Origin of the sequence: Thauera sp. AutoDN2 (genome assembly GCF_051280715.1) — a bacterium.
Lineage (GTDB): Bacteria > Pseudomonadota > Gammaproteobacteria > Burkholderiales > Rhodocyclaceae > Thauera.
This window is the reverse complement of record NZ_JBNCAR010000030.1, coordinates 1-25,119: the sequence shown is the minus strand read 5'-3', so window position 1 is coordinate 25,119 and position 25,119 is coordinate 1. Positions and strand designations below refer to the sequence as shown.

At 66.6% G+C, this 25,119-nt stretch carries 25 protein-coding genes; 12 read left to right on the top strand and 13 right to left on the bottom strand.

Annotated elements, in window-relative coordinates; translation table 11 throughout:
* Nucleotides 1-66 precede the first annotated feature (66 nt).
* Together ACPT9U_RS14295 and tal are read left to right on the top strand one after the other, a co-directional pair.
* Nucleotides 67-936, top strand: a complete 870-nt coding sequence (locus ACPT9U_RS14295; RefSeq protein ID WP_418363377.1) for a pseudouridine synthase — start codon at nt 67-69, stop codon at nt 934-936.
* Entirely contained in the window at nt 933-2,009 is a 1,077-nt protein-coding gene (tal, locus tag ACPT9U_RS14290; protein WP_418363378.1) for a transaldolase, read from the top strand. Before ACPT9U_RS14295 ends, tal begins: the two co-directional genes overlap by 4 nt.
* Before the next feature lie 60 nt (nt 2,010-2,069).
* On the opposite strand, the gene ACPT9U_RS14285 is transcribed toward tal, so the two are convergent.
* The 10 genes from ACPT9U_RS14285 to ACPT9U_RS14240 form a co-directional block, all read right to left on the bottom strand.
* Nucleotides 2,070-3,974, bottom strand: a complete 1,905-nt coding sequence (locus ACPT9U_RS14285) for a chemotaxis protein CheA (protein WP_418363379.1) — start codon at nt 3,972-3,974, stop codon at nt 2,070-2,072.
* An 85-nt stretch (nt 3,975-4,059) separates the two neighbouring features.
* Complete coding sequence (gene cheZ / locus ACPT9U_RS14280) at nt 4,060-4,914, bottom strand: protein phosphatase CheZ (protein ID WP_418363380.1); 855 nt, start codon at nt 4,912-4,914, stop codon at nt 4,060-4,062.
* Between the two features lie 30 nt (nt 4,915-4,944).
* Nucleotides 4,945-5,343 (bottom strand): chemotaxis response regulator CheY, encoded by a 399-nt coding sequence (gene cheY / locus ACPT9U_RS14275; RefSeq protein ID WP_418363381.1) that lies wholly within the window; start codon nt 5,341-5,343, stop codon nt 4,945-4,947.
* Between the two features lie 46 nt (nt 5,344-5,389).
* Complete coding sequence (locus ACPT9U_RS14270; protein WP_418363382.1) at nt 5,390-6,340, bottom strand: chemotaxis protein; 951 nt, start codon at nt 6,338-6,340, stop codon at nt 5,390-5,392.
* 9 nt (nt 6,341-6,349) lie between these two features.
* A complete protein-coding gene (locus ACPT9U_RS14265; RefSeq protein WP_435751398.1) occupies nt 6,350-7,324 on the bottom strand; it encodes a chemotaxis protein in 975 nt (324 codons plus the stop codon).
* Between the two features lie 90 nt (nt 7,325-7,414).
* A complete protein-coding gene (motB, locus tag ACPT9U_RS14260) occupies nt 7,415-8,428 on the bottom strand; it encodes a flagellar motor protein MotB (protein WP_435751397.1) in 1,014 nt (337 codons plus the stop codon).
* A 75-nt stretch (nt 8,429-8,503) separates the two neighbouring features.
* Nucleotides 8,504-9,358 (bottom strand): flagellar motor stator protein MotA, encoded by an 855-nt coding sequence (motA, locus tag ACPT9U_RS14255; protein WP_418363385.1) that lies wholly within the window; start codon nt 9,356-9,358, stop codon nt 8,504-8,506.
* Nucleotides 9,359-9,602: 244 nt separating this feature from the next.
* Nucleotides 9,603-10,181, bottom strand: coding sequence for a flagellar transcriptional regulator FlhC (gene flhC / locus ACPT9U_RS14250; protein ID WP_435751396.1), 579 nt, complete (start codon nt 10,179-10,181; stop codon nt 9,603-9,605).
* A gap of 10 nt (nt 10,182-10,191) precedes the next feature.
* On the bottom strand, nt 10,192-10,509 hold the full coding sequence (flhD, locus tag ACPT9U_RS14245) for a flagellar transcriptional regulator FlhD (RefSeq protein ID WP_418363387.1): 318 nt from the start codon (nt 10,507-10,509) through the stop codon (nt 10,192-10,194).
* 141 nt (nt 10,510-10,650) lie between these two features.
* Entirely contained in the window at nt 10,651-12,609 is a 1,959-nt protein-coding gene (locus ACPT9U_RS14240; protein WP_435751395.1) for a sensor domain-containing diguanylate cyclase, read from the bottom strand.
* 158 nt (nt 12,610-12,767) lie between these two features.
* Here ACPT9U_RS14240 and ACPT9U_RS14235 point away from each other — a divergent pair, with 158 nt between their 5' ends.
* The 10 genes from ACPT9U_RS14235 to ACPT9U_RS14190 all read left to right on the top strand — a co-directional run bounded on the left by ACPT9U_RS14235 (nt 12,768) and on the right by ACPT9U_RS14190 (nt 21,231).
* The gene (locus ACPT9U_RS14235) at nt 12,768-13,316 is read left to right on the top strand and encodes an NUDIX hydrolase (RefSeq protein ID WP_418363389.1); all 549 of its coding nucleotides are present in this window, start codon (nt 12,768-12,770) and stop codon (nt 13,314-13,316) included.
* Between the two features lie 159 nt (nt 13,317-13,475).
* Nucleotides 13,476-14,060, top strand: coding sequence for an electron transport complex subunit RsxA (rsxA, locus tag ACPT9U_RS14230; protein ID WP_418363390.1), 585 nt, complete (start codon nt 13,476-13,478; stop codon nt 14,058-14,060).
* 13 nt (nt 14,061-14,073) lie between these two features.
* Complete coding sequence (rsxB, locus tag ACPT9U_RS14225; protein WP_418363391.1) at nt 14,074-14,625, top strand: electron transport complex subunit RsxB; 552 nt, start codon at nt 14,074-14,076, stop codon at nt 14,623-14,625.
* Nucleotides 14,622-16,361, top strand: coding sequence for an electron transport complex subunit RsxC (gene rsxC, locus ACPT9U_RS14220; RefSeq protein ID WP_435751394.1), 1,740 nt, complete (start codon nt 14,622-14,624; stop codon nt 16,359-16,361). The genes rsxB and rsxC overlap by 4 nt, the downstream gene beginning before the upstream one ends.
* Nucleotides 16,362-16,368: 7 nt before the next feature.
* Entirely contained in the window at nt 16,369-17,385 is a 1,017-nt protein-coding gene (locus ACPT9U_RS14215) for an RnfABCDGE type electron transport complex subunit D (RefSeq protein WP_435751393.1), read from the top strand.
* Nucleotides 17,382-18,050, top strand: a complete 669-nt coding sequence (locus ACPT9U_RS14210; RefSeq protein ID WP_418363394.1) for an RnfABCDGE type electron transport complex subunit G — start codon at nt 17,382-17,384, stop codon at nt 18,048-18,050. The genes ACPT9U_RS14215 and ACPT9U_RS14210 overlap by 4 nt, the downstream gene beginning before the upstream one ends.
* A 2-nt stretch (nt 18,051-18,052) precedes the next feature.
* The gene (locus ACPT9U_RS14205; protein WP_435751392.1) at nt 18,053-18,766 is read left to right on the top strand and encodes an electron transport complex subunit E; all 714 of its coding nucleotides are present in this window, start codon (nt 18,053-18,055) and stop codon (nt 18,764-18,766) included.
* A gap of 17 nt (nt 18,767-18,783) precedes the next feature.
* Nucleotides 18,784-19,416: an endonuclease III gene (gene nth, locus ACPT9U_RS14200; protein WP_435751407.1), complete on the top strand. Its 633-nt coding sequence runs from the start codon at nt 18,784-18,786 to the stop codon at nt 19,414-19,416.
* 94 nt (nt 19,417-19,510) lie between these two features.
* A complete protein-coding gene (locus tag ACPT9U_RS14195; protein ID WP_418363396.1) occupies nt 19,511-19,945 on the top strand; it encodes a DUF1841 family protein in 435 nt (144 codons plus the stop codon).
* A 158-nt stretch (nt 19,946-20,103) separates the two neighbouring features.
* On the top strand, nt 20,104-21,231 hold the full coding sequence (locus tag ACPT9U_RS14190) for an aminotransferase class V-fold PLP-dependent enzyme (RefSeq protein WP_435751391.1): 1,128 nt from the start codon (nt 20,104-20,106) through the stop codon (nt 21,229-21,231).
* Here ACPT9U_RS14190 and cueR read toward each other — a convergent pair.
* The 3 genes from cueR to ACPT9U_RS14175 form a co-directional block, all read right to left on the bottom strand.
* Nucleotides 21,219-21,650: a Cu(I)-responsive transcriptional regulator gene (cueR, locus tag ACPT9U_RS14185; RefSeq protein ID WP_435751390.1), complete on the bottom strand. Its 432-nt coding sequence runs from the start codon at nt 21,648-21,650 to the stop codon at nt 21,219-21,221. The two genes, ACPT9U_RS14190 and cueR, sit on opposite strands and share 13 nt — an antisense overlap.
* Before the next feature lie 11 nt (nt 21,651-21,661).
* A complete protein-coding gene (locus ACPT9U_RS14180; RefSeq protein WP_435751389.1) occupies nt 21,662-24,193 on the bottom strand; it encodes a heavy metal translocating P-type ATPase in 2,532 nt (843 codons plus the stop codon).
* Between the two features lie 166 nt (nt 24,194-24,359).
* Nucleotides 24,360-24,938 carry a YceI family protein gene (locus ACPT9U_RS14175; RefSeq protein WP_418363399.1) on the bottom strand — a complete coding sequence of 193 codons (579 nt, stop codon included), beginning with the start codon at nt 24,936-24,938 and terminating at the stop codon, nt 24,360-24,362.
* Nucleotides 24,939-25,119: the final 181 nt, after the last annotated feature.

Here is a 25,119-nt window from a genome sequence, read left to right as displayed (position 1 = left end):
GTGGTCGCTTTCGCGCTTTCCGGCCCCCTGCGCCGAGCAGGCGGCGCGCCACCGACGAGACGCCCCATGCTCGACATCCTCTACCGCGACGCGTCGCTGATCGCGATCCACAAGCCCTCGGGCCTGCTCGTGCATCGCAGCCCGATTGCGGCGCACGAGGCGCGTTTCGCAGTGCAGTTGCTGCGCGACCAGATCGGCCAGCGCGTGTATCCCGCCCACCGGCTGGACCGCGGCACCTCGGGCGTGCTGCTGTTCGCGCTCGAGCGCGAGGTTGCGCGCACACTCGCACAGCGCTTCGAGTTGCAGGCGGTCGACAAGCAATACCTCGCCATCGTGCGCGGCCATCCACCCGAACGGGGATGCATCGACCATCCCCTGGTGCGCCGCCTCGACCCGGTCGAAATCCACCGCGGCAAGGGGGCGGGCGCACGCGATGCGCTGCCCGAGGATCTCGATGCGCACGATGGGGTCGATGCCGCAGGGGGCACGCGCGCGACCGCCGAACCCGTCGCCCAGCCCGCACGCACCCGCTACCGCCGCCTGGCCACGGTCGAACTGCCGCACGCGGTGGACCGATATCCGAGCAGCCGTTATGCACTGCTGGAGCTGTGCCCCGAAACGGGCCGCCGCCACCAACTGCGCCGCCACCTCAAGCACATCGCCCATCCGATCATCGGTGACGCCACCTATGGCAAGGGCCGCCACAACCGGCTGTTTCAGCATCTGTTCGGCAGCCATCGCATGCTGCTTGCCTGCACGCGGCTGGCCCTCGCCCATCCGGTGACAGGAGAACCACTCGAGATCGTGGCGCCGGTGGCGGAGGATTTTGCAGCGGTGGTCGAGGCGCTGGGCTGGAGCCCCGCTTTCGGTGCACAATCGCCCTCTCCCGCACTGCGGATCCCAAGCTCCGAAACGACTCTCCAGGTAGAACGATGAACCCGCTGCTTCAGGTACGCCAGCACGGCCAGCAGATCTGGCTCGACAACCTCTCCCGCACCCTGCTCAACGAAGGCCAGCTCGCGCGCTTCATCGCCGAAGACGGCATTGCCGGCGTGACCACCAATCCGGCCATCTTCCACAAGGCCATCTCCGGCGGTCGCTACTACGAGGACGACCTGGCGGCACTCAAACAGCAGGACATCTGCGCCGAAACGCGCTACGAAGCGCTCGTCATTCCCGACGTGCAGCGCGCCTGCGACCTGCTCGCCCCCCTTCATCGCGACACGCAGGGCGCGGCCGGCTATGTGAGCCTGGAGGTGTCTCCCGCGCTCGCGCACGACGCTGAAGGCACGGTTACTGCCGGGCTACGCCTGAAGGCAGCGGTCGACCGCCCCAATCTGCTGATCAAGGTGCCGGCCACCACAGCGGGGCTGGTGGCGATCGAACGCCTGATCGGCGAGGGCGTCAGCGTCAATGTCACGCTGATGTTCTCCCTCGCACACTGCGAGGGCGTCGCGGAAGCCTACCTGCGCGGACTCGCCCGGCTGCAGGCGGCAGGCGGCGATGTCTCGAAGGTCATGTCGGTGGCCAGCCTGTTCCTCTCGCGGGTCGACACTTTGGTGGACAAACGGATCGAGGCACACGGCGGCGATCTGCTGTCACTACGCGGGCAGACCGCCGTCGCCATGGCGCGGCTGGCCTACGCAGCCTACCAGGAACGCTTCCACGGCGCCGGCTTCGAGGATCTCGCCAGCGCAGGCGCGCGGCCGCAGTACATGCTGTGGGCAAGCACCGGCACCAAGAACCCGGACTACAGCGACCTGCTCTACGTCGAACCGCTGATCGGCCCCGAAACCATCAACACCCTGCCCGACGCCACGCTCGCGGCGCTGCGCGACCACGGCCGCGTCGCCGACACGCTGGAGGAGGACGTCGAGCAGGCTGGACAGCACTTCGTCGCCCTCGCGGCGGCAGGCATCGATCTGGTCGCCATCGGCGAGCAACTGCAACGGGAAGGCCTGAACCAGTTCGAGGAGGCCTTCGCCGGGCTGCTGCAACTGACCGCCTGAAACGCACGGCCCCCGCGTCGCTGTATGCGAACGCGGGGGCCGGATGCAGGCGCGTGCCGCTCAGGCCGCTACGCTTTCCGGCTCGGCCAAGAGATTCGCGCGCGAGATGCCCCGGCGGTCGCCGGTCGAGTCGAGCAGTTCCTTCATGTCCAGGATGAGCACGATCTGACCGTTGGATAGCGTCGTGACGCCCGCCACGCCCTTGGGCCGGAAATCGTCCAGCGACTTGATCACCGCGTCCTCACGCCCGGAGAAATTGTCGATTGCGAGAATGAAGGACCAGTCGGCGGCCTGCATCAGCACGCCGTACTGCGGCACGCACTCGCGCGGCCAGCCAAGCAGCGTGGTGAGCGGCAGGATGGGGAGCACCTCGCCGCGCACGGTCATCGTCGCCTTGCCGCCAACGTCCTGGATGCTCTTCGGATCCATGGGCAGGATCTCCCGCACCATGGACAGCGGCACCGCAAAGGGCTGATTACCCAGCCCGACCAGCAGCACCGGCAGGATCGCCAGCGTGAGCGGCAGATTGATGACCAGCGTCGTGCCCTTGCCGAGCTGCGAGCTGACCTCGATGCTTCCGTTCAGTTTCTGGATGTTCGTCCGCACGACGTCCATGCCGACGCCGCGGCCCGACACGTCCGAAACCTTCTCCGCAGTCGAGAAGCCGGGCAGGAAGATGAGGTTGTAGCTCTGCCGCTCATCCATCGTGCTCGCTTCCTCATCGGTGATGAGGCCTTTCGAGAGCGCCTTGGCACGCAGCTTCTCGGCGTCCATCCCGCGCCCATCGTCGGCCACCACGATGACGATGTGGTCGCCCTCCTGGCGGGCTTCGAGGCGGACGGCCGAGCGCGAGGGCTTGCCCGCCGCAGCGCGCCCGGCGGCATCCTCGATGCCGTGGTCCACCGCGTTGCGGATCAGGTGGATGATCGGGTCGGAGAGATCCTCGATCATCGTCTTGTCGATCTCGGTGTCCTCGCCGACCAGCATCAGTTCCACGTCCTTGCCCAAACTGCGCGCAAGGTCGCGTGCAATGCGCGGATATTTCTGGAACAGGCGGCCGATCGGCTGCATGCGCGTCTTCATTACCGCGTTCTGCAGATCCGAGACGAGCAGGTCGAGCTGGCTGACCGCAAGGTCGAGCGCGTGCAGGGTATCGGTGTCCGTCCGGCCCGCGAGGATGTCGCTGCGCAGCGCATTGAGCCGGTTCTTCGTGAGCCCGATCTCGCCCGACAGGTTGAGCACCTGGTCCAGGCGCGAGGTATCGACCCGGATCGAGTTGTCGCGCTGGCGCTCCCCTTCCCGGCGGCCGATCGGTGCCGGCGCGCCCGGCACGTCCGTCGCCCGGCGACCGAAGGCCGCCTTGACGATCGCGTCCTCGACCGCGGCGACCGGCTTGGCTCCATGCGCGTCCGCAGGCGTAGGCGCAGCGGCCGCAGCAGGCTGCCCGACCACCGTTCCGGATGTGACCACCGCGTAGAGCGTATCCCAATCGGGCTCGCCCTGGCGCGGCACGTTCACCGCCTCCTTGGCCGCCGCCGGTGCAGCCGCACGCAAGCCGCCCGCCGCGGCATCGGTGCCTGCGATCGCGGCACGCAGGCTCTCCAGCAGCTCAGGGGCGGCCGCAGAGGGCTGGGTACTGCGCTCGAGCTCGGAGAACATGTCACGCACGGCGCCCGTTGCGGCGAGGATCACGTCCATACGCTCGGGCGTGATCGAGAGCTCGCCATTGCGCAGCTTGTCGAAGAGGTTCTCGGTGAGGTGGCACAAGGTGACGAGTTCGGCCGCATTCAGGAAGCCCGCCCCGCCCTTGATCGTGTGAAAACCACGAAAGATGTCGTTCAGCAAGCCCTTGTCGCCCGGCGACCGCTCCAGGTCCACCAGCTTGTTATCGACTCCCGACAGCAGGTCGCCTGCCTCGATGAGGAAGTCCTGCAGCAGATCTTCCATCCCTGCGAAGTCACTCATGATTCACCTTGCTCCACAATTCGGCGCCATCGACGATGACACCAGCCCGCTGCGCGCAAAGATCGTTGCGCAACGGGGCGATAGTTCAGAAGCCGAGGCTCTCGAGCAGGTCATCGACCTGGGCCTGGCTGGTCACGACATCCGTACGCCCTTCCGAATCGATGACAGGGCCGTTCATCAGCCCGGTGTGCCTTTCAGCCCGAACCTCGGGAGGCGCCGCCTCGAGCAGGACCTGGATCAGCTGCGTCTCCAGCGTCTGGGCCAGTTCGACCACGCGCTTGATCACCTGTCCGGTCAGGTCCTGGAAGTCCTGCGCCATCATGATCTCGTGCAACTGGGCGCCGGTCTCGCGGCTCCCCTCCGCCACCGAATCCAGAAAGCGGTGGGTGTCCGCGCTCAGGTCCTTGAACGCCTCGGGCGAGAGGCGGCCTGCATACAATTCGTCCCAGCGCGCGGACAGGGCCTTCGCACCGTCACAGAGCCGATCCTGGATCGGGTTTGCAATATCGGTCGCATTGAGCACGCGGCTGGCCGCCTGCTCGGTCGCCTGGGCGATATAGGCGAGCCGCTGGCGCGCATCGGGCACGGCTGCTGCAGCGTCCTTGATCGTCGCTTCGAGCCCGAGTTCGCGCAGGGTGTCATGCACCTGCCGCGTCAGGTGCCCGAGGCGGTTGAAAACGACGCCCGCCTCCTGATCTCCGGTCTCTCCCGCCGCCGGGGGCGCGGGAGCCACGTCGGCCTGGGGCTGCCCCTGTTCCGCAACCGCGTCGAACAGCGCCTGCAGTTCGTCGCTGTCGCCACTGTCGCCGCCCGATACGGGCGCGGGAGAGGGCGCTGCCGGGCGCGCGGGCGTGCTCACGGGGTCTGCAGCGATGCTGTCGAACAGTGCCTGCAGATCGTCCGAATCACCGTTTGCATCCATTCTCGACCTCTTGTTCATGGTTCTTTGCTCCGATTCCCACGCTCCCGCTCAACCCTGGGGACGCGCCATCTTCTCGAAGATCTTCTCGAGCTTCTCGGCGAGGGTTCCCGACGTGAAGGGCTTCACGATGTAGCCGCTGGCGCCTGCCTGGGCTGCAGCGATGATGTTTTCCTTCTTCGCCTCCGCGGTGATCATCAGCACCGGCAGATGCTTGAGCTGGGGCGTGCGCCGGATGGTCTGCAGCAGCGTCAGGCCATCCATGTTCGGCATGTTCCAGTCGGTGACGACGAAGTCGAACGCGCCGGCCTGCAGCTTCTGCAGCGCCACCTGTCCGTCTTCGGCCTCGTCGACATTGGTGAAGCCCAGTTCCTTGAGCAGGTTGCGCACGATGCGGCGCATGGTCGAAAAATCGTCGACGACAAGAAACTTCATTTTGGGGTCGGCCATCTGTGTTCTCCGGTTCGGCTGACAGGGTTCTGGGTGTTGCGCACCGTCAGCGCTGCAGCATCGGGCGAATCGTGTCAGCAAGCACCTCGGCGTCGAATTTTGCCACGTAGGCATCCACCCCGACGTTCCTGCCCATCGCCCGATTGGCCTCGGATGAGAGCGAGGAGTGCATCACCACCGGAATGCCGGCGAACCGCGCATCGGACTTGATGTTGCGCGTCAGCACGTAGCCGTCCATCTCCGGCATCTCGGCATCGACCATGATGAGGTCCACTTCGTCCAGCAGCACCCGTCCGGTCTGTTCGGCGTGGTCAGCCAGGCTCTGCAGCCGGTTCCAGGCCTCGAGGCCGTTCTGGGCGTGCTTGTGGCGCACGCCGAGCTTGTCCAGCACCTCACTGATCTTGCGCCGCGCAACCGCCGAGTCATCCACGAAGAAGACGTTGACATCATGTCCACCCGCAATCGGCGCGATGTCACCAATGACGCTGTCGCCGAAGGTGTTGGCGAGGATCGACTCCACATCGAGGATCGAGATCAGCCTGCCATCGGGCAACTCGGTGATCGCCGTGATGTAGCCCTGCTGGGTGCCGGCGGCGGAGACGTTTTCGGGCGCACGCACGCGATCCCACTCCACACGCACGATGCGATCGACCGACTCCACCAGGAAGCCCAGCGTGCGCTTGCTGTATTCGGTGACCATCATCGCCCCGCCAAGCGGCGCGCCGGGCTCGGTCAGCCCCAGGATGCGGCCGAGGGACAGCACCGGGATCACATTGCCCCGCAGCGAGATGAGCCCTTCCACACCGGCCGGCATGTTCGGCGTACGGGTGATGAACGGCGTCGTCGAGACCTCGCGCACCTTGAACACGTTGATGCCGAAGTTCTCGTTCGTTCCGAGCGAGAACAGCAGGATCTCCATCCGGTTCGAGCCCGCCAGCGTGGCGCGGCTATCGACCGTGTCGAACAGGCCCGACCCTTCGCGATCAGTCATTTGCATGTCGGCTCCTCACTTGTCCTTCTTTCTTGCGGCGCCTGCTGCACCGAGCAGGCGAAGCAGTGTCTGCGCGAGCCGCTGCGGCTCGAACTTGGGAACGTATTCATCCACCCCGACCGACAGCCCGAGCTGCTGGTTCGACATCCCCGAGAGCGACGAATGCATGATCACCGGAATGCCGGCGAAGCGGCGGTCCGCCTTGATCTGGCGGGTCAGCATGTAGCCGTCCATCTCCGGCATCTCGACGTCCGTGAGCACCAGGCTGACGAAATCGCTCACCGGCCGGCCGCAGGCGTCGGCGTGCGCGGCCACGCGGCGCAATTCTTCCCAGGCCTGGCGGCCATTGACCGAGCCGACATGCCGGACGTTCATCGCATCAAGGGTTTGCGTGATCTGCTTGCGCGCCACGGAGGAGTCGTCGGCGAAGTACACCATGTGCTCGCTGCCCTCCGGCACCGCGGGGATGTCGCGGAACAGGAACTCGTCGTCGTACTTCGAGGTTTCCGACAGCACCCGCTCCACGTCGAGCATCATCACCAGCTGGTTGTCGGCGAGTTCGGTGACCGCCGTAACCAGCCCCCCCAGGCGGGCGGTCAGCATCTCCGGGGGCACCCGCATCTGCGACCAGTCGAGGCGCAGGATCGTATCCACCCCCTCGACCAGGAAGCCCTGGGTGTGACCGTTGTATTCGGTCACGATCATGATGTCGCGCGCCGCATCTCCACCGATGCCCACATAGCTACCGAGATCGACCACCGGCACCAGCGCGCCGCGCAGACTCACCATGCCTTGCACCGCATCCGGCATGTCCGGGGCCGCCGTGATCTGCGGCGTACGCATCACCTCGCGCACCTTGAACACGTTGATCCCGAAAATCTCGCGCCGCCCCGTCCTCGCATCCACCCCGAGCGTAAACAGGAGGATCTCGAGCTTGTTCGTCCCCGCGAGTCGGGTCCGGGCATCAATGTTCTTCAGCAGTTCTGACATGATTTCCTGCTCTGCGGTCGGTTGTGCGCGTCCAGTTTCTCGCGCGATGTTGGTTTAATCGGCTACCGGGACGGGAACTTGAGCCCGTTTTCAACGCAGCATGGCTCCGGAGGGTGGCCCCCCTCCCGCCTGCTCTGCCTCAGCGCCCGAGGCGTCCGGAAATACAGACTCGAAGCCCGGCGCGCTATCCACTTCGATCGCCGCACGGCTGCCCTGCGTTCGGATCGCCTCTTCGGCAGCCCGGTTCAGGACCACGATGCTGATGCGCCGGTTGGCAGGATCGAGCGGATTGTCGAGCACCAGATGTTCGGTGTCCGCGAGCCCCACGACCCGCACCATCTTGCCTGATTCGAGCCCTCCGGCAACGAGTTCGCGCCGCGCGGCGTTCGCACGGTTGGACGACAGTTCCCAGTTCGAGAACCCTCGCTCCCCGCCCGCATATTGCGCCGAGTCGGTATGCCCGGACATGCTCAGGCGGTTCTCCACGTCGTTCAGGGCCTTCGCAATCTCGCGCAGCAGTTCGCGCGTATAGGGCCGCAACTCTGCGCTCGCGGTCGTGAACATCGGCCGGTTCTGCGCGTCGATGAGCTGAATGCGCAGGCCGTCCTTGATGATATCGAGCAGGATCTGGTTCTTGAACTGGCGCAAGGTCGGGTTGGCCTCGATGATGGCCTCAAGCTTGCCCTTCAGGTCGATCAGCTGCGCCCGCTCGCGCCGCGCCGCGGCCTCGACCGCCCCATCCGCCCCATGCTTCGCGCGCGATGGCGCCGCGTCGATGTTGATCGAGCGCGTGTTTGGCGTGTCACCGCGCCGTACCTGCCCCACCTTGCGCGACAGATCCTCGCCACCACCCTGGATGATGCTGGAGCTGTCGCCGGTGCCCTCGCCCCCCTGCATCGCGACCTTGAGCGGATTCTGGAAGTAGTCGGCGATCCCCTCCAGATCGCCCTGCGCTGTCGAGCCGAGCAGCCACATCAGCAGGAAGAAGGCCATCATCGCCGTGACAAAGTCCGCATACGCGATCTTCCATGCACCACCGTGGTGGCCCCCGCCGCCCTTCTTGATGCGCTTGACGACGATTGGCTGCTGGGTATCGTCGCTCACGGCATGCTCCCGGACGAGGCCTCGGTCGTCGGCCGCTCAGCGGCGCGAAGGAGTGTTCGGTACGCGGCCATCGGCTCAACCCTTGCGGCTCTTGATTTCCTGCTCGAGCTCGAGGAACCCCGGACGATCGGACGCGTAGAGCACCTTGCGGCCGAACTCCACCGCGACCTGCGGCGCATAGCCGTTCATGCTCGCAAGCAGCACCACCTTGATGACCTGGTAGATCTTGCCGCTTTCCTCCACCTTCTGCTCCAGCTGGCTGGCGATCGGCGCCACGAAACCGTACGAAAGCAGAATGCCGAGGAAGGTACCAACGAGCGCGCCGCCGATCATCTTGCCCAGCACCGCTGGCGGCTGGCCGACCGAACCCATCACGTTCACCACGCCCATCACCGCGACCACGATACCGAACGCCGGAAGCGCATCAGCCACCTTGGCGACGATATGCGGCGCCTGGTGCGCCTCCTGGTGGTGGGTCTCGATCTCCATGTCCATCAGGTTCTCGATCTCGAAGGCGTTGAGGTTGCCGCCCACCATCATGCGCAGGTAGTCGGTCATGAACTCGACGGCATGGTGATCCGCAGCCACGCTCGGGTACTTGGCAAAGATCGGGCTGGATTCGGGATTCTCGATGTCGTTCTCGATCGACATCAGGCCTTCCTTTCTTACCTTGGCGAGAATCTCGAACAGCAGCGAGAGCAGATCGACGTAGAGCGCCTTGTTGTACTTCGAGCCCTTGACGGCCAGCGACAGCGAGCCAAGCGTTGCCTTGACCGCCTTGGGCCCGTTGCCGGCAACGAAACCGCCGATCATCAGGCCGATGATGGCGAGGTACTCCATCGGCACCCAGAGCGCGGCGAGGCTGCCGTGCACCGCGTAGGTGCCGAGCGAGGCTGCGAGGATGATGACGTAACCAATGATCAGGAACACCGCTTACTCCATGGAAAGGGCCCGGTGCGCGGAAGGGCCGATCGGTCTCTGACGGCAGTAACGACCGTACTGGACGGAACTTGAGCGTCCCGCCCGATCCCGTTACGCGGCACGAACGATACGCGGAGCAGGCGTCGCTGCGCCACCGGATGACGCAACGCCACAACGAACAAGGGCCGCCTGTCTCCAGTGCGGCCCATATCGGTATTCGCGGCCCGGCGCCGCGACATGCAGTGCAGCCCCGTCAGGCGGTCTCGACCTGCTTCGCCGATTGACGTGTGCGCGAAACCGCCTTGCGGGTACCGACCTTCTTGCGCGAGGAACCTGCGCGCGAGGGCATGTTGCACAGCCCGCACACGTAGTCCTGGACCGGATCATGCGCATGCGCAACGAACTGTCCACCGCAACAGGTGCAGGCCGCGCTTTGCAGCAGATCCGCATCGAAGAAGCGCACCAGCGTCCACGCCCGCGTCAGGCTGAGCACAGGCTCCATCGCCGTGCTCTCGATGTGGTCAAGATAAAGGTGATAGGCCTTGAGGGTCGCTTCCAGCCCCTGCACGCCGCCACGCCCGGTAAAGAAGCGGTGGTAGCTCATGAACAGCGAGGAGTGCACGTTCGGCTGCCAGGTCATGAACCAGTCGGTGGAGAAAGGCAGCATACCCTTGGGGGGCGATGCGCCGCGCACTTCCTTGTAGATCTTCAGCAGCTTCTCACGGCTCAGGCGGGTTTCGACCTCGAGCATCTGCATGCGTGCGCCGAGTTGCACCATCTCCACCGCGCGGCGGACGTCCTCAGCTTCCTCGATGACACTCTTGTTCTTCATTACCGACTCCTCATGGCGTCTCTCCAGCTGCCCGCCCTGCGGCCAGAATCGCGGCATGCAGGCTTGCGCTGGTGGCGTCGCGCCCCTCGCCCGACATCAGCCGGGCGATCTGCGCGTCATCGAAGCGAAAGCAGGGGATCAGGGTCTGCGAGGACGCCATCCGAACCAGCTTCGCTGCCGACATGGATTCGATCAGGTCGGCCAGTTCATCACCGATCCCGAGCCGGAACAGCGCCGTCGCCCTGTCGCTGCGCAACATCTGCTGCGCGAGCATGAGGTAGGCGAGATTCAACTCGCGGATTTCGGCCTGAAAATCTGGTCGCTCCATCACTTCCTATCCCGTTCAGGGACGAATGGCCCCGAACTTAAAGTACTTTCTGAGCAACAGCAAGTAACAAAGTCACGATTCGCGCCCGATCGTGCTCCTTGACTGTCGCTCGCCAGCAACATCCGCAGTTCCACCGGCCGATCAAACCTGGGTGGCCGCAGCCGGCTGCCGCTCGCGCTGCGGCGCAACGACCCGGTCGCGGCCGTGCTGCTTCGCGCGGATCGCGCCACGGTCCGCGCATTGGACGAGCGCCTCCGGGGTACTCATGTCGACGGTCCGCTCCGCCACGCCTACGCTTACGCTCAAGTTCAGCTTCGGCATGTCGGACGCCAGCACAGTCGCCCGCACGGACTCGCATACCCGCTGAGCCATGGCACAGGCAGCGGGAAGATCTGCATCCAGGCACAGCACGAGGAACTCGTCCCCCCCGGTACGACACACCACGTCCTGCACGCGCAAGGCCTTGCGCACCGCCTCCGCGGCCAGACGCAGCGCGATGTCGCCGATGTCATGACCATGGGTGTCGTTGATCGACTTGAAGTTGTCCAGATCGACCACCATCACCGACAGCGGGCGCGCGTGACGGACCGACTTGGACCACTCCATGCGCAGCGCCTCCCCTGCATGACGCCGGTTCGGCAAACCGGTCAGGGCATCGGTCAACGCCGCTTCGTGCAGGCGGCGGTTCGAAATCGCCAGTTCGGCGGCGTGACTGCGCAGTTCCTCACGCTCACGCTCCAGGTCGCGCTGCAGCGCCACCGTGCGCAGGCAATTGCGCAGGCGCAACATCAGTGCGGCGTGCCCAAGCGGCTGCACGAGGAAGTCGTCCGCCCCCGCTGCCGAGGCCGAAACCAGCATGGCGTCGTCCTCGGACACGACCACCGCAAGCACGAGAATGCTGCGTCCCAGGCGCAGGTCGCGAAGGCTGCGCACCAGCCGTGCGGCCGCCTCATCCCACTCCACGACAAGCACCTGGGGCTGCACGTCCAGCGCCTGCTCCAGCGCGCTCTCGGCATCCGGCGCCTCGGACATCATCATGCCGAGCTCATGCAACCCCGTCCGCAACAGCGTGCGGACAGACTCATCGCGCACCAGCACGAGCACGCGCGGCCTTGGAGCGGCGTCCTGCCCGCCCAGCCCGTCGCGCGCCTCGCGGGCTTCCTGAGCGGAATCGGGGGATGCACACGCCTGCGCCGTCTCATCGGCCTTGCCCAGCGCCTCGAAGCGCGGGCAGGCGCCCGTGTTCATCTGCAGCAGGCGGCCCCACTCGCCCCAGCTGCGCCCGATGCGCTCGCAGATCGCAACGAACTCGTCACGCGGCAGCCCCAGACGGCTCGCAAGACGCAGGATCGCCGGCATCAGTGCCTCATGCTCGGCCTCCGGCAGCAGGCACAGGCGTGCGATCGCGCGCGAAAGCACAAGGCACTGCACGATACCCGATTCACGCGACCCCTCCGCAAAACCAGACAGATCGGGCTGCTCGTAGTAGCGCACCGGGTGCGCGAGCGACTCGGGCACCCCCCAGTCCAGCAGCATCGCTGCCCCGAGTTCGCAGTGGTCGATGGCGAAGGCCTGATCTTCGAGCATGCCCTGCTGGAGGCCCGGGTTCGCACGCAACTCGCCCAGAATCCTCGCGAACGCATCCGGATACGCGGAGGCTAGGCCGAGCTCGCCGACCCGTGCCAGCAGGCCGAGGCTGAAAGCCTCATCCGGCGAAACAACGCGCAGACGCAAGGTAAGCATCTGCATCGACAGCCCCATGAGCAGCGACGAGGACCAGAACTGTGTGTAGTCGAAACCCTTGCAGGCGCCCTTTCGGTAGCTGGAAAGCAAAGAGAAACCCAGCGCAAGCCCGCGCACCGCGGGCAGGCCGAGCACCATCAAAGCCTCCTGCACCGAGACGATCGGGCGCCGGCCCTCGTGGAACATGCCGTTGGCCGCCTTGATCAGCCGCCCGACAAGCGCCGGATCTGCCTTGATGGTGCGCCCGAGGTCCGCCAGCGACACCGTGCTCGACTGCGTCATGCGGATGACCGCGAGCGCGACGCCCCTGGGAGAGGGCAACTCCCCCGCGCTCTTGATCTGCGCGAAACGCTTCATGTCTATCGGTAGGGACATACTCATCCTGTGCAAATCGCTCACGCCGCGGCTGCGCGGACGCGCCGCGCTACCAGCCGCCCTGCCATTCTTCGTCACACATCGGCGGCAGGCAAGCGGAAGCGGGCTAGAATCGCCGAAAATCTCACAAGCGCAAGCCCATGAAATACTGTTCGAGTTGCGGTAGCCAGGTCGCCTTCCGCATTCCGGCCGGCGACACCTTCCCTCGCCACGTGTGCGAACACTGCGGAACCATCCACTACCAGAACCCCAAAGTCGTCGTCGGCGCGCTGGCAACCTGGGAGGATCGGGTCCTGCTCTGCCGGCGTGCGATCGAACCCCGCTATGGCAAGTGGACGCTGCCCGCCGGATTCATGGAAAACGAGGAAACGACCGCCCAGGCCGCCGCCCGAGAAACGCTGGAGGAAGCCTGCGCCCGCATCGAGGTGGGCGAGCTCTATACCCTGATCGACGTTCCGCACATCAGCCAGGTGCACATCATCTACCGCGCTCGGCTGATCGAGCCCGAGTTCCGCCCCGGGGAAGAGTCGCTCGAGACGGCACTGTTCGCCGAGCAGGAGATCCCCTGGGAGCAGATCGCCTTCCGCTCCATCTCGCTCAGCCTGCGCCACTTTTTCGAAGACCGGCGGGCCGGACGCTGGCAGGTGCACACCGCCAGCCTGCCGCCGCCACCGCTCGAATGGCGCTGAGTGCCGGAGCCAGCCGGCGACAGGCCTCAATCTGCCTGATAAACCTATTAGTGCATCAGGGTTGAGCCCCCCTGCCGTGCGGAGGATAATCGCGCTCAGAGCCAAAAGGCCGACCTCACCCACTCCCCCCTTTCCCCTTCCCCACTCTGCGCGCGGATCATGACCAGCTACATCTTCGTCGTAATCGGCGCCGTCCTGGTGAACAACGTCGTACTCGTCCGTATCCTCGGGCTGTGCCCGTTCATGGGCGTGTCGAAGAAGCTCGAGACCGCAATCGGCATGGGCGCGGCGACGACCTTCGTGCTCACCCTAGGCTCCGGCACGAGCTACCTGATCGACCATTACCTGCTGCAACCCTTCGATCTCGCCTACCTGCGCACGCTGTCCTTCATCGTCGTCATCGCGGCCATCGTCCAGCTCACCGAGCTCGTGATCCAGAAGACCAGCCCGCTGCTGCACCAGGTGCTGGGCATCTACCTGCCGCTGATCACCACCAACTGCGCGGTACTCGGTGTGCCGCTGCTCAACGTCGGCATGAAGCACAACCTGCTCGAGTCTCTGCTGTTCGGATTCGGATCCTCGGTCGGCTTCACGCTCGCGCTGGTGCTATTCGCCGGCATCCGCGAGCGCCTGGACGGTGCCGACGTACCCTTGCCCTTCAAGGGCACTGCGATCGCGATGATCACCGCCGGGTTCATGAGCCTGGCCTTCATGGGCTTCGCCGGCCTGGATCGTTTCCACTGAGGCCGCCGTAAGCATGCTCACTGCAATCCTCGTGATGACCGGTATCGCCATCGTGCTCGGCGTGGTGCTCGGTTATGCCGCAATCCGCTTCCGTGTCGAGGGCGATCCGCTGGTCGAGAAGATCGACGCCATCCTGCCGCAGACCCAGTGCGGCCAATGCGGATACCCCGGCTGCAAGCCCTACGCCGAAGCCATCGCCAAGGGTGAGGCCGAAATCAACCAGTGCCCACCGGGGGGCGAGGAAGGCGTGCGCAAGCTCGCCGACCTGCTCGGGCGAGAGTTCAAGCCGCTCTCGGAAGAGCACGGCGTCGAGAAACCCAAGGCGGTGGCGGTCATCGACGAGCAGACCTGCATCGGCTGCACGCTGTGCATCCAGGCCTGTCCGGTCGATGCCATCGTGGGCGCCGCAAAGCAGATGCACACGGTGGTCAGCCCCCTGTGCACCGGTTGTGAGCTGTGCGTGGCGCCCTGCCCGGTCGACTGTATCGAAATGGTCGCCGTCCCGGATACCGTACAGACCTGGAAATGGAAGTACCCGGTGGTCGAAATCAGGAAGGCATCATGATCGGGCGACTGTTCAGATTCCACGGTGGCATAAAGCCCGACGCGCACAAGAATGAGTCCTGCACGCCGGCAATCCGGCGCGCGCCCCTGCCCGCCCGGCTGATCGTTCCCCTTCGCCAGAGCGCGCGCGCCAGCGCCGCATGCATGGTCGAACCCGGCCAGAAGGTGCTCAAGGGCGAGCGCATCGGCGAAGCCGAAGGCATGCTCGGCACCGCGGTCCACGCCCCGACCTCGGGCACCGTGCTGGAGATCGGCGATTACCCCATGGCCCACCCGTCCGGACTGGACACCCGCTGCGTGGTGATCGAGCCCGACGGCGAAGACCGGTGGGTCGAACTCGCCCCCTTCGACTACCACAACGCGAGCCGTGGCGAGGCGCTCGCCTGGCTGCGCGACTGCGGCATCGTCGGTCTGGGCGGCGCAACCTTCCCGAGTCACGTCAAGCTCGGCAAAGGGGCCGGCATCGAGATCCTGATCCTCAACGGCGCCGAGTGCGAACCCTGGATCACCTGCGACGACCGCCTGATGCGCGAGCGCGCGACCGACATCCTCGCCGGCGCGAGCATCCTGCGCGAGCTCATTGGCGCACGCGAGCTCGTGGTCGGCATCGAGGACAACAAGCCGGAGGCGATCGCCGCGATGCAGCAGGCAGCCGGTGCAGCTTCAGGTCCGGTGCGCATCGTGCCCGTGCCGGCGCTCTACCCGGCCGGTGGCGAGAAGCAACTGATCCGCGTGCTCACCGGCATCGAGATCCCCTACGGCAAGCTCGGCGGCGACTATGGCGTGCAATGCTTCAACGTCGGCACCGCGCATGCGGTGTATCGCGCGATCGCGCACGGCGAGCCACTGGTGAGCCGCATCGTCACCCTTACCGGCAATGCCGAAAACCCGGGTAACTGGGAAGTCCCGATCGGCACGCCGGTGGAGGACCTGCTCACGCTCGCGCACCCGAAAGCCGACACCGACCGCTACATCATGGGCGGCCCGATGATGGGCTTTGCCATGCCGCGCCTCGACGTTCCGGTGGTCAAGGGCAGCAACTGCATCATCGCCGCGTCCCCCAAACTGTTCCCGCCCGCCCCGCCGGAGCAACCCTGCATCCGCTGCACCGAATGCGCCAAAGCCTGTCCAGCCGAGCTGCAACCATTCGAGCTGTACTGGTTCAGCCGCGCGAAGAACTTCGGCAAGGCGCAGGAATACCACCTCTTCGACTGCATCGAGTGCGGCAGCTGTGCCTACGTCTGCCCCGCGCACATTCCGCTGGTCGATTACTTCCGCTTCGCCAAGAGCGAGATCTGGGCGCGCGAGCGCGAAAAGGCCGCCGCCGATCAGGCACGCGAGCGCTTCGAGTTCCGCAACTTCCGCCAGGAGCGTGAGAAGGCCGAAAAGGCTGCCAAGCTCGCGGCCAAAGCCGCAGAGACGCGGGCCAAGCTGGCCGAGAACCCGGCCGCGGGCGCATCGACCGCACCGGCTGCCGCCGAGGCCGAAGATCCGAAAAAAGCCCTGATCGCTGCCGCGCTGGCCCGCGCCAAGGCACAGAAGGCCGAGATCAAGCCGCAGAACACCGACAACCTCAGCCCGCAGACACAGGCCGAAATCGCCGACATCGAAGCGCGCCGCAAGGTGCTCGAAGCCGCAGACGCGCTGCCGCCCTCCGCGGAGGCCGCAGTTGCAGCCGCACCCGAATCCGAGTCCGCCGAAACGCGCGCCACGACCGACGCCGAGCCCCGCCCGTGAGCCCGAAATGATCCATTCTCCCTACGTCCGAAAGCCGGTCAGCGTGCAACGCACGATGGGTTTCGTGCTGGTCGCGCTCGTGCCCGGCATCCTCGCACACGTCATCAACATCGGCGCCGGCGTGCTGGTCAACCTGGCCATCTCCACCATCACCGCGGTTGCCGCCGAGGCACTGATGCTGGCGCTGCGTCGCCGGCCGGTGCAGATCGCGGTCACCGACCTGTCCGCGGTGGTCACCGCCTGGCTGGTCACGCTGTGCTTCCCGCCGATCGTGCCCTGGTGGCTGACGGTCAGTGCGGTGCTGGTGGCGATCGTCGCCGTCAAGCACCTCTACGGCGGCCTCGGCCAGAATCCCTTCAACCCGGCGATGGTCGCCTACTGCTCGATGATCGTCGCCTTCCCGGCCCTGATGTCGCAGTGGCCGCCCGCCGGCCATCTGCCTTTTGACACCCAGCTCTCGCTGATTCTGGGCGGACCTCGCGACATCGACGGCATCACCGGCGCCACCGCGCTGGATGCCCTGCGCACTGGCCTGCGCGCCGGCACCCAGACGGTAGACCAGGTCCTCAAGGGCGACGCCTTCGGCGCGCTCGGCGGGCGCGGCTGGGAATGGGTGCCGCTCGGCTACATCGCCGGCGGCCTGTTCCTGCTCGCGACCCGCATCGTCACCTGGCACATGCCGGTGGCCTTCCTCGGCACCCTGACGGTGGTGTCCGGTACTTTCTGGCTGGCCGCACCAGGCAGCTTCGCCTCGCCGCTGTTCCACCTCGCCACCGGGGGAGCGATGCTTGCGGCCTTTTTCATCGTCACCGATCCGGTGTCTGGCGCCACCACGCCGCGCGGCAAGCTGCTGTTCGCGGGCGGCATTGCGCTCATCGCATGGCTGATCCGCAACTTCGGCGCCTACCCCGAGGGCATCGCCTTCGGGGTGCTGCTGATGAACATCTGCGTGCCGCTGCTCGACATGAAGACGCAGCCACAGGTGTTCGGGCACCGCCACGAACCGCGGGAGGGCAAAAAATGACCGCTCGCTACTCGGCGACTCGCACAGCCCTTCGCACCGGCGCGATCATGGTGGTGTTCACGCTGCTGTTCACCGCGATGATGGCCGCCACCTACCAGCTCACGCGCCCCACCATCGAAGCCTCCGCCCAGGAAGCCCAGATGCGCCTGATCAACGAGGTTCTGCGCCCGCGCAGCTACAACAACGACCTGCTCGCAGACGTGGTGCGCTTCGGCCCTGCCCCGCAGATCGGCATGGACCAGGGCGGCCGTGTGTGGCGTGCGCGCAGGAACGGGCAACCGGTCGCACTCATCATCGAAGGTGCGGCCACCGACGGCTACGCAGGACGGATCTCGCTCATCGTCGCGGTTCACACCAGCGGCCTGCTCACGGGTGTGCGCGTCACGCATCACAAGGAAACCCCGGGCCTGGGCGACTACATCGACCCGAAGAAGGACCGCCGCAAGGACATGCCCTGGATCGGCCAGTTTGCCATCGCCACCTGGAAAGACGTTAACACCGCCGAATGGAAGGTGCGCAAGGATGGCGGCACCTTCGGCTATCGCACCGGTGCCACCATCAGTGCGCGCGCGGTGGTCGGCGCCGCCGGGCGCACCACTGCCTTCGCCGTCGAGCACATGGATGCGCTCTTTGCCGCGCCGGCCGGCAGCACGCTGGGAGAATGAACATGACTGCACACCCATTCCGCGAAATCGCCTGGAACGGCCTGTGGAAGCAAAACCCCGGCCTCGCGCAGCTCCTCGGCCTGTGCCCGATCCTCGCGATCAGCACCAGCGCGGTGAACGCGGTCAGTCTCGGCCTGGCCACCATCCTGGTGATGTCGGTCGCCAACCTCGCGATCGCAACCCTGCGCAACTTCATCCCCTACGAGATCCGCATCCCGGTGTTCATCCTGGTCATCGCGGCGCTCGTGACCGTGGTCGACCTCACGTTCAACGCCTTCTTCCACGACCTGTACCTGGTGCTGGGCATCTTCATCCCGCTCATCGTCACCAACTGCATCGTGCTCGCGCGTGTCGAGGCCTACGCCGCCAAGAACGATCCGCTCAGTTCCACCTTCGACGGCATCATGATGGGGCTGGGGCTGGTCTGGGTGCTTGGCCTGCTCGGCGCCATCCGCGAACTGCTCGGCGCCGGCACCCTGCTGTCGGGCATCGAGATGGTGATCCCGGGCGCATCGCCGATCAATGTTTTCGGCGACGACTATCCCGGCTTCCTGATCGCCATCCTGCCGCCCGGCGCCTTCTTCGCGCTCGGCATGCTGATCGCTGCCTTCAACGCCATCAACGCCCGCCTGGCCGCGCGCGCGCGCCGCAACCCGCCGCCCGCGCCCACGCCGGCGCCCAAGGCGGAGGAAGGCGCCGAACCGGCCGCGAGTTAGCGCCCCGCATGGCATCGATGAAGCGCGAGGCGATCTGCGCGTTTTTCCACCGCCTGCACGAGGCCAACCCGAACCCGCAGACCGAGCTCGAGTACGCCTCGCCCTATCAGCTGCTGGTGGCAGTGGTGCTGTCGGCGCAGGCCACTGACCGGAGTGTCAACCTCGCCACACGCAAGCTGTTCGCGCTCGCGCCCACCCCCGAGGCCATGGTCACGCTCGGCGAGGAAGGCATCGCCGAGTGCATCAAGACCATTGGCCTGTTCCGCAACAAGGCGAAGAACACGCTCGCGCTGTCGCACCTGCTGCTCGAACGCCACGGCGGCGAGGTGCCGGCGACACGCGAGGCGCTCGAAGCCCTGCCCGGCGTTGGCCGCAAGACCGCCAACGTGGTGCTGAACACCGTGTTCCGCCAGCCGGCGATGGCGGTCGATACCCACATCTTCCGCCTCGCCAACCGTACCGGGCTGGCCCCCGGAAAGGACGTGCTGGAGGTCGAGAAGGCGCTGCTGCGGCGCGTGCCGAAGGACTACCTGCTCGACGCCCACCACTGGCTGATCCTGCACGGCCGCTACGTATGCACCGCTCGCAAGCCGAAGTGTGGCGCATGCATCGTGCGCGACCTGTGCCTGTGCCGCGACAAGACCGACTGAAGGTCCATGCGGGCGCCCACGGTCGCGCGACCGCAGCCTTCACCCGCGTGAGAACACCCCCGCGCCCGAGGGCGCACGACACCGAGGACACGACATGTTCAACCCCAGCCGAGATCAGGTGCGCAGCTTCTTCATCGACACCTGGCGCAAGGCCCGCGCCCGGGAAGTGCTGACGCCGATGGAAACCATCGCCGCCGACATCATCGCGCTGCACCCCGAGTACCACCCGATCGTCGAGGACCCGGACGCGATCGACCGCGACTTCCCTCCCGAGGCCGGGCAGGTCAATCCCTTCCTCCACCTGTCGCTGCACCTGGCGATCGAGGAGCAGCTCTCGATCGACCAGCCCCCTGGCATCCGCGCCGCCTTCGAAGCCGCCTGCGCACACCGCGGGGATCGCCACCAGGCCATGCACGACGCGCTCGAATGCCTGGGCGAGATGCTGTTCAACGCCCAGCGCAACAACACCCCCCCCGATGGCGCGGCCTACGTCGCTGCCCTGCGCAAGCGTGCCGGACTGGCGCTCTGAGGCTCCGCACCGCGTCGCCCGCAAGTCGCGCGAAGCGCTAGAATGACCGCTTTGGGGCCAATGCACCGCCGCCGCACAGGCTGGCCGCGGTGCCTTACCCCCGGTCCTTTGCCCCACCCTGTTTTCCTCGAAGAATCCCCGCTCCCCAGGAGGTTTCCATGCCCGGTCTGCTGTCCAACGTCGATCCCGATGGCCTGCTCGAATACTCGGTGGTCTACACCGATCGCTCGCTCAACCACATGTCGCAGGCCTTCCAGGGCGTCATGCGCGAGCTGTCCGCGACGCTGAAGACGGTCTATCGCGCCCACGCCGTCGCCATCGTCCCCGGCAGCGGCACCTTCGGCATGGAAGCGGTCGCGCGCCAGTTCGCCACCGGCAAGAAGACCCTGGTGATCCGCAACGGCTGGTTCAGCTACCGCTGGACGCAGATCTTCGAGATGGGGAACATCTCCGCCGAATCCGTGGTGCTCAAGGCGCGCCAGGTACGCGCCGAGGCGCAGGCACCCTTCATCCCGGCGCCGATCGAAGAGGTCGTTGCCGCCATCCGCCAGCACCGCCCCGACGTGGTGTTCGCGCCGCACGTCGAAACCTCGGCCGGCATGATGCTGCCCGACGACTACCTGCGCGCGGTGGCCGACGCCACCCATGAGGTCGGCGGCCTGTTCGTGCTCGACTGCATCGCATCGGGCACCGTGTGGGTGGATATGGACGCAGTCGGCGTCGACGTGCTGGTGAGCGCGCCGCAGAAGGGCTGGAGCGCCTCGCCCTGCTGCGCGATGGTGATGCTCAGCGCCGCCGCACGCGAGCGCATCGAGGGCACCACCAGCACGAGCTTCGCATGCGACCTCAAGAAGTGGCTGCAGATCATGGAAGCCTACGAGGGCGGCGCCCACGCCTACCACGCCACCATGCCCACCGACGGCCTGGTGACGCTGCGCAACGTGATGCGCGAAACCAAGGCCTATGGCTTCGACAAGGTCAAGGAAGAGCAGCTTGAGCTCGGTCGCCGCGTGCGCGCCCTGCTCGAGGCACGCGGCTTCACCAGCGTGGCCGCCGCCGGCTTCCAGGCCCCCGGGGTGGTGGTGAGCTTCACGGCCGACGACGGCATCAAGACCGGCGCCAAGTTCGCCGCGGCCGGTCTGCAGGTCGCTGCCGGCGTGCCGCTCGCGCTCGACGAGCGCCCCGACTACAAGGCCTTCCGCATCGGCCTCTTCGGCCTCGACAAGCTGCACCATATCGAGCGCAGCGTCGCCACGCTCGAGAAAGCGCTCGATCAGCTCGCCTGATCGGTGCCGCAGCACGCACGCCCGACACCGCCCGCATCCAGGTCCGCCAGGATCGGGCAGTCCGGGCGAGCATCGCCGTGGCAATGCGCAGCGAGCGTGCGCAGCGTATCCACCATCCCCTGCAGTTCCGCAATCTTGCGTTCGAGCGCGGCGACATGCCCGAGCGCGATGCGCTTCACGTCCGCACTCGCCCGCCCCTGATCGCGCCACAGCGCGAGCAGTTCGCCGATGTCCGCCACCGAGAAACCGAGATCACGCGCACGGCGGATGAAGCGCAACACATGCACCGCCTCGTCGGTGTATGTGCGGTAGCCGGAGTCGGTGCGCCGCGCAGCCGGAAGCAGACCGATCGACTCGTAGTAGCGAATCATCTTCGCCGACACGCCCGATGCGGTGGCGGCCTTGCTGATGTTCATCATGACTCGCCCCCTCAGCCCGCCGCCGCCTCGGCGCTGAAGCGACGTAGCCTCAGCGCGTTGCCGAGCACGAACACGCTCGACATCGACATCGCCGCCGCGGCGAAAACCGGCGACAGCAATAGCCCGAAGGCCGGGTAGAAGGCCCCCGCGGCGAGCGGGATCAGCGCGCTGTTGTAGGCGAAGGCCCAGAACAGGTTCTGGCCGATGTTGCGCATGGTGGCGCGCGACAACGCGATCGCGCGCGGAACGCCCATCAGGTCGCCCGACATCAGCACCACATCGGCGCTCTCGATCGCCACATCGGTGCCGGTGCCGATCGCGATGCCGACATCGGCTTCGGCGAGCGCGGGCGCGTCGTTGATGCCGTCGCCGACGAAGGCAATGCGGCGGCCGGCCGCCTCCCCATCCTCACCGCGCCCAGCCAGCCTGCGCAGCGCCGCCACCTTGCCGTCGGGCAGCACCTCCGCGATCACCTCGTCGATCCCGGCCTGGCGCGCAATCGCGCGCGCGGTGCGTTCGTTGTCGCCGGTGATCATCGCCACCTTCAGGCCCAGCGCATGCAGCGCCTGCACCGCCGCCACCGAGGTCGGCTTGAGCGGATCGGCCACCGCGAGGATGGCCGCCAGGCGACCGTCGATCGCGGCGTAGAGCGGCGACTTGCCCTCGTCGGCGAGGCGAGCCGCGGTGTCGGCGAACACATCGACCTCCAGCCCAAGCCGGCGCATCAGGCGGTCGGCGCCAACCTCGACGCGCAGCCCGGCGACCATCGCGCGCACGCCGTAGCCAGCCTCCGCTTCGAAGCCCTCGGTGGCCGCGATGTCCAGCCCATCCGCGCGCGCAGCGGCAACGATGGCCGCGGCGATCGGATGCTCGGAAGCACGCTCCACCGCTGCCACCCGCGCCAGCACGTCCGCACGCGCGAAGCCCTCGGCCACCACCAGGTCGGTGAGCTGCGGCTTGCCCACGGTGAGCGTGCCGGTCTTGTCCACCGCCACCACGGCCGCATCGCGCAGCAACTGCAGCGCGTCGCCCTTACGGAACAGCACGCCCATCTGTGCCGCGCGCCCGGTGGCGACCATGATCGAGGTTGGCGTCGCCAGCCCCATCGCGCATGGGCAGGCGACGATCAGCACCGCCACCGCATTCACCAGCGCGAAGGTCAGCACCGGCACATCCGCCGGCAGCCAGGCCGCACCGAACAGCAGCCAGGCGAGGAAGGCGAGTGCCGCCAGCACCATCACCACCGGCACGAACACCATGGTGACCCTGTCGACCATGGCCTGGATCGGCAGCTTGGCGCCCTGCGCCGCCTCGACCATGCGGATGATCTGCGCCAGCACCGTGTCCGCCCCGACCCGCGTGGCGCGGAAGGCGAAGGCGCCACGGGCGTTGAGCGTACCGCCGACCACGGTCGCGCCCGCGCGCTTCTCCACCGGCACCGGCTCGCCGGTGATCATCGACTCGTCGACAAACGAAGCCCCCTCGACCACCTCGCCATCGACCGCCACCTTCTCGCCGGGGCGCACCTCGACCACGTCGCCCACCGCCACCTCGGCGATCGGAATCTCCACCACCTCTGCACCTGTCAGCCCGCCCCTGCGCACCCGCGCGGTGCGCGGCTGGATGCGCATCAGGCGGCGGATCGCGTCGCTGGTCTTGCCGCGCGCGCGCGCTTCGAGCAGGCGGCCGATCAGGATCAGGGTGATGATCACCGCCGCGGCCTCGAAATACACATTGACCGTGCCCGCCGGCAGCAGCCCGGGCGCGAACAGGGCCACCACCGAATAGCCCCAGGCCGCCGTGGTGCCCACCGCCACCAGCGCATTCATGTCGGGCGCGCCGCGCAGCAGGGAAGGCACGCCCTTGCGGAAGAAGCGCAGCCCCGGTCCAAACATCACCGCGCTTGTGAGCACGAACTGCAACAGCCAGCTCTCGCGGTGACCGATCGTGGCCATCACCCAATCGTGCATGCCGGGGATCAGGTGCGAGCCCATCTCGAGCACGAACACCGGCAGGGTGAGCGCAAGCGCGATCCACACCGCGCGCCGCAGCGCGGACGCTTCGGCCGCAGCATCGGCTTCACGCGCGTCCTCGCTCACCTCGGTCGCCGGGCGCGCACCGAAGCCCGCCTTCTGCACCGCGGCCACCAAGGCCGCCGTCGGTACGCCGCCGGCGAGCTCGACGTGCGCCTTGCGTGCCGCCAGGTTCACGTTCGCCGTCACCACGCCCGGCACGCGCTGCAGCACCTTCTCGACACGGCCCACGCACGCTGCGCAGCTCATGCCCTCGATGTCGAGTTCCAGCCTGTCGCGCCGCACCGCATAACCGGCCTTCTCCACCGCAGCGATCAGCACCGACAGCGGCACCGAGGCCGGCGCGCGCACGCTTGCCGCCTCGGTGGCCAGATTCACGCTCGCCGCCTGCACGCCCTCGACTTTCAGCAAAGCCTTTTCGACATGTGCCACGCACGAAGCGCAGTTCATGCCGGCGATGTTCAGGGTGCGCTCGACGCCCTTGGCGGGCGCGGCAGTGCTCGTATTCATGGCGGGTCCTTCCCGGGCGTTCAGCAACATGCCCACACTGTAAACCTTGCCAAGATAGGAAGGTCAAGCACGCAGCCGCGCCAGCGCCGATCGGGGTTCTCCGGATCTCAACGAAGCTGCGGCCCGGGTGGCCCCTGCCTGCCCGGGCCGCAAGCCCTCGGCACGCTCAGTTTCGAATCGCCTCGAGCGAAACGGTGATCGTCACCGCGTCCCCTACGTTGGGTGCGTACTTGCCGGCGTTGAACTCGCTGCGCTTGATCACGGCGCTGGCGTTGGCGCCGATGGCGTCCTTCTTCAGCATCGGGTGCGGCATGGTGGCGAAGTGGTTCACGGTCAGTGTCACGGGCCGGGTCACCCCCTTGATGGTCAGCTCACCATCGATCGTGACTGGCTTGTCACCATCGAAAGTGACCTGGGTCGACTTGAAGGTGGCGGTCGGATGCTTGGCAGTATCGAGGAAGTCCTCGCCCTGGATGTGCTCGTTGAAGGTCGCGTAGCCCGTGTTCACCGAGGTCATGTCGATGGTGATGTCGACCGCGCCGGTCTTGGCCGCCTTGTCCAGGGTGACGGTGCCGGAGGTCTTGTCGAACTTCGACACCTGGGTGGACATACCGAAGTGGCTGTAGGAGAAACTCGGGAACGTGTGCGTGGAATCGATGGTGTAGGTTTCGGGCGCCGCCAGTACCGGCGAAGCGGCAGCGACGGAGACGATCAGGGCAGCGGAAAATCGGGCGAAACGGTTCATGGTTCTATCCTCTCTGGGTTGGTTTGGGGTTGGGGTTGGGGTTGGGGTTGGGGTTGGGGTTCGCGTTGCTCTGCGCACGCAATGAGGTGCCCTACGTTTTCCGCCTTCCAAGCGGTCGTCCTCATGCTGCCATTTCTTGCTGATCCTGTCGTTCGATCCAGTTCTGCAAGAACGTGGTCGG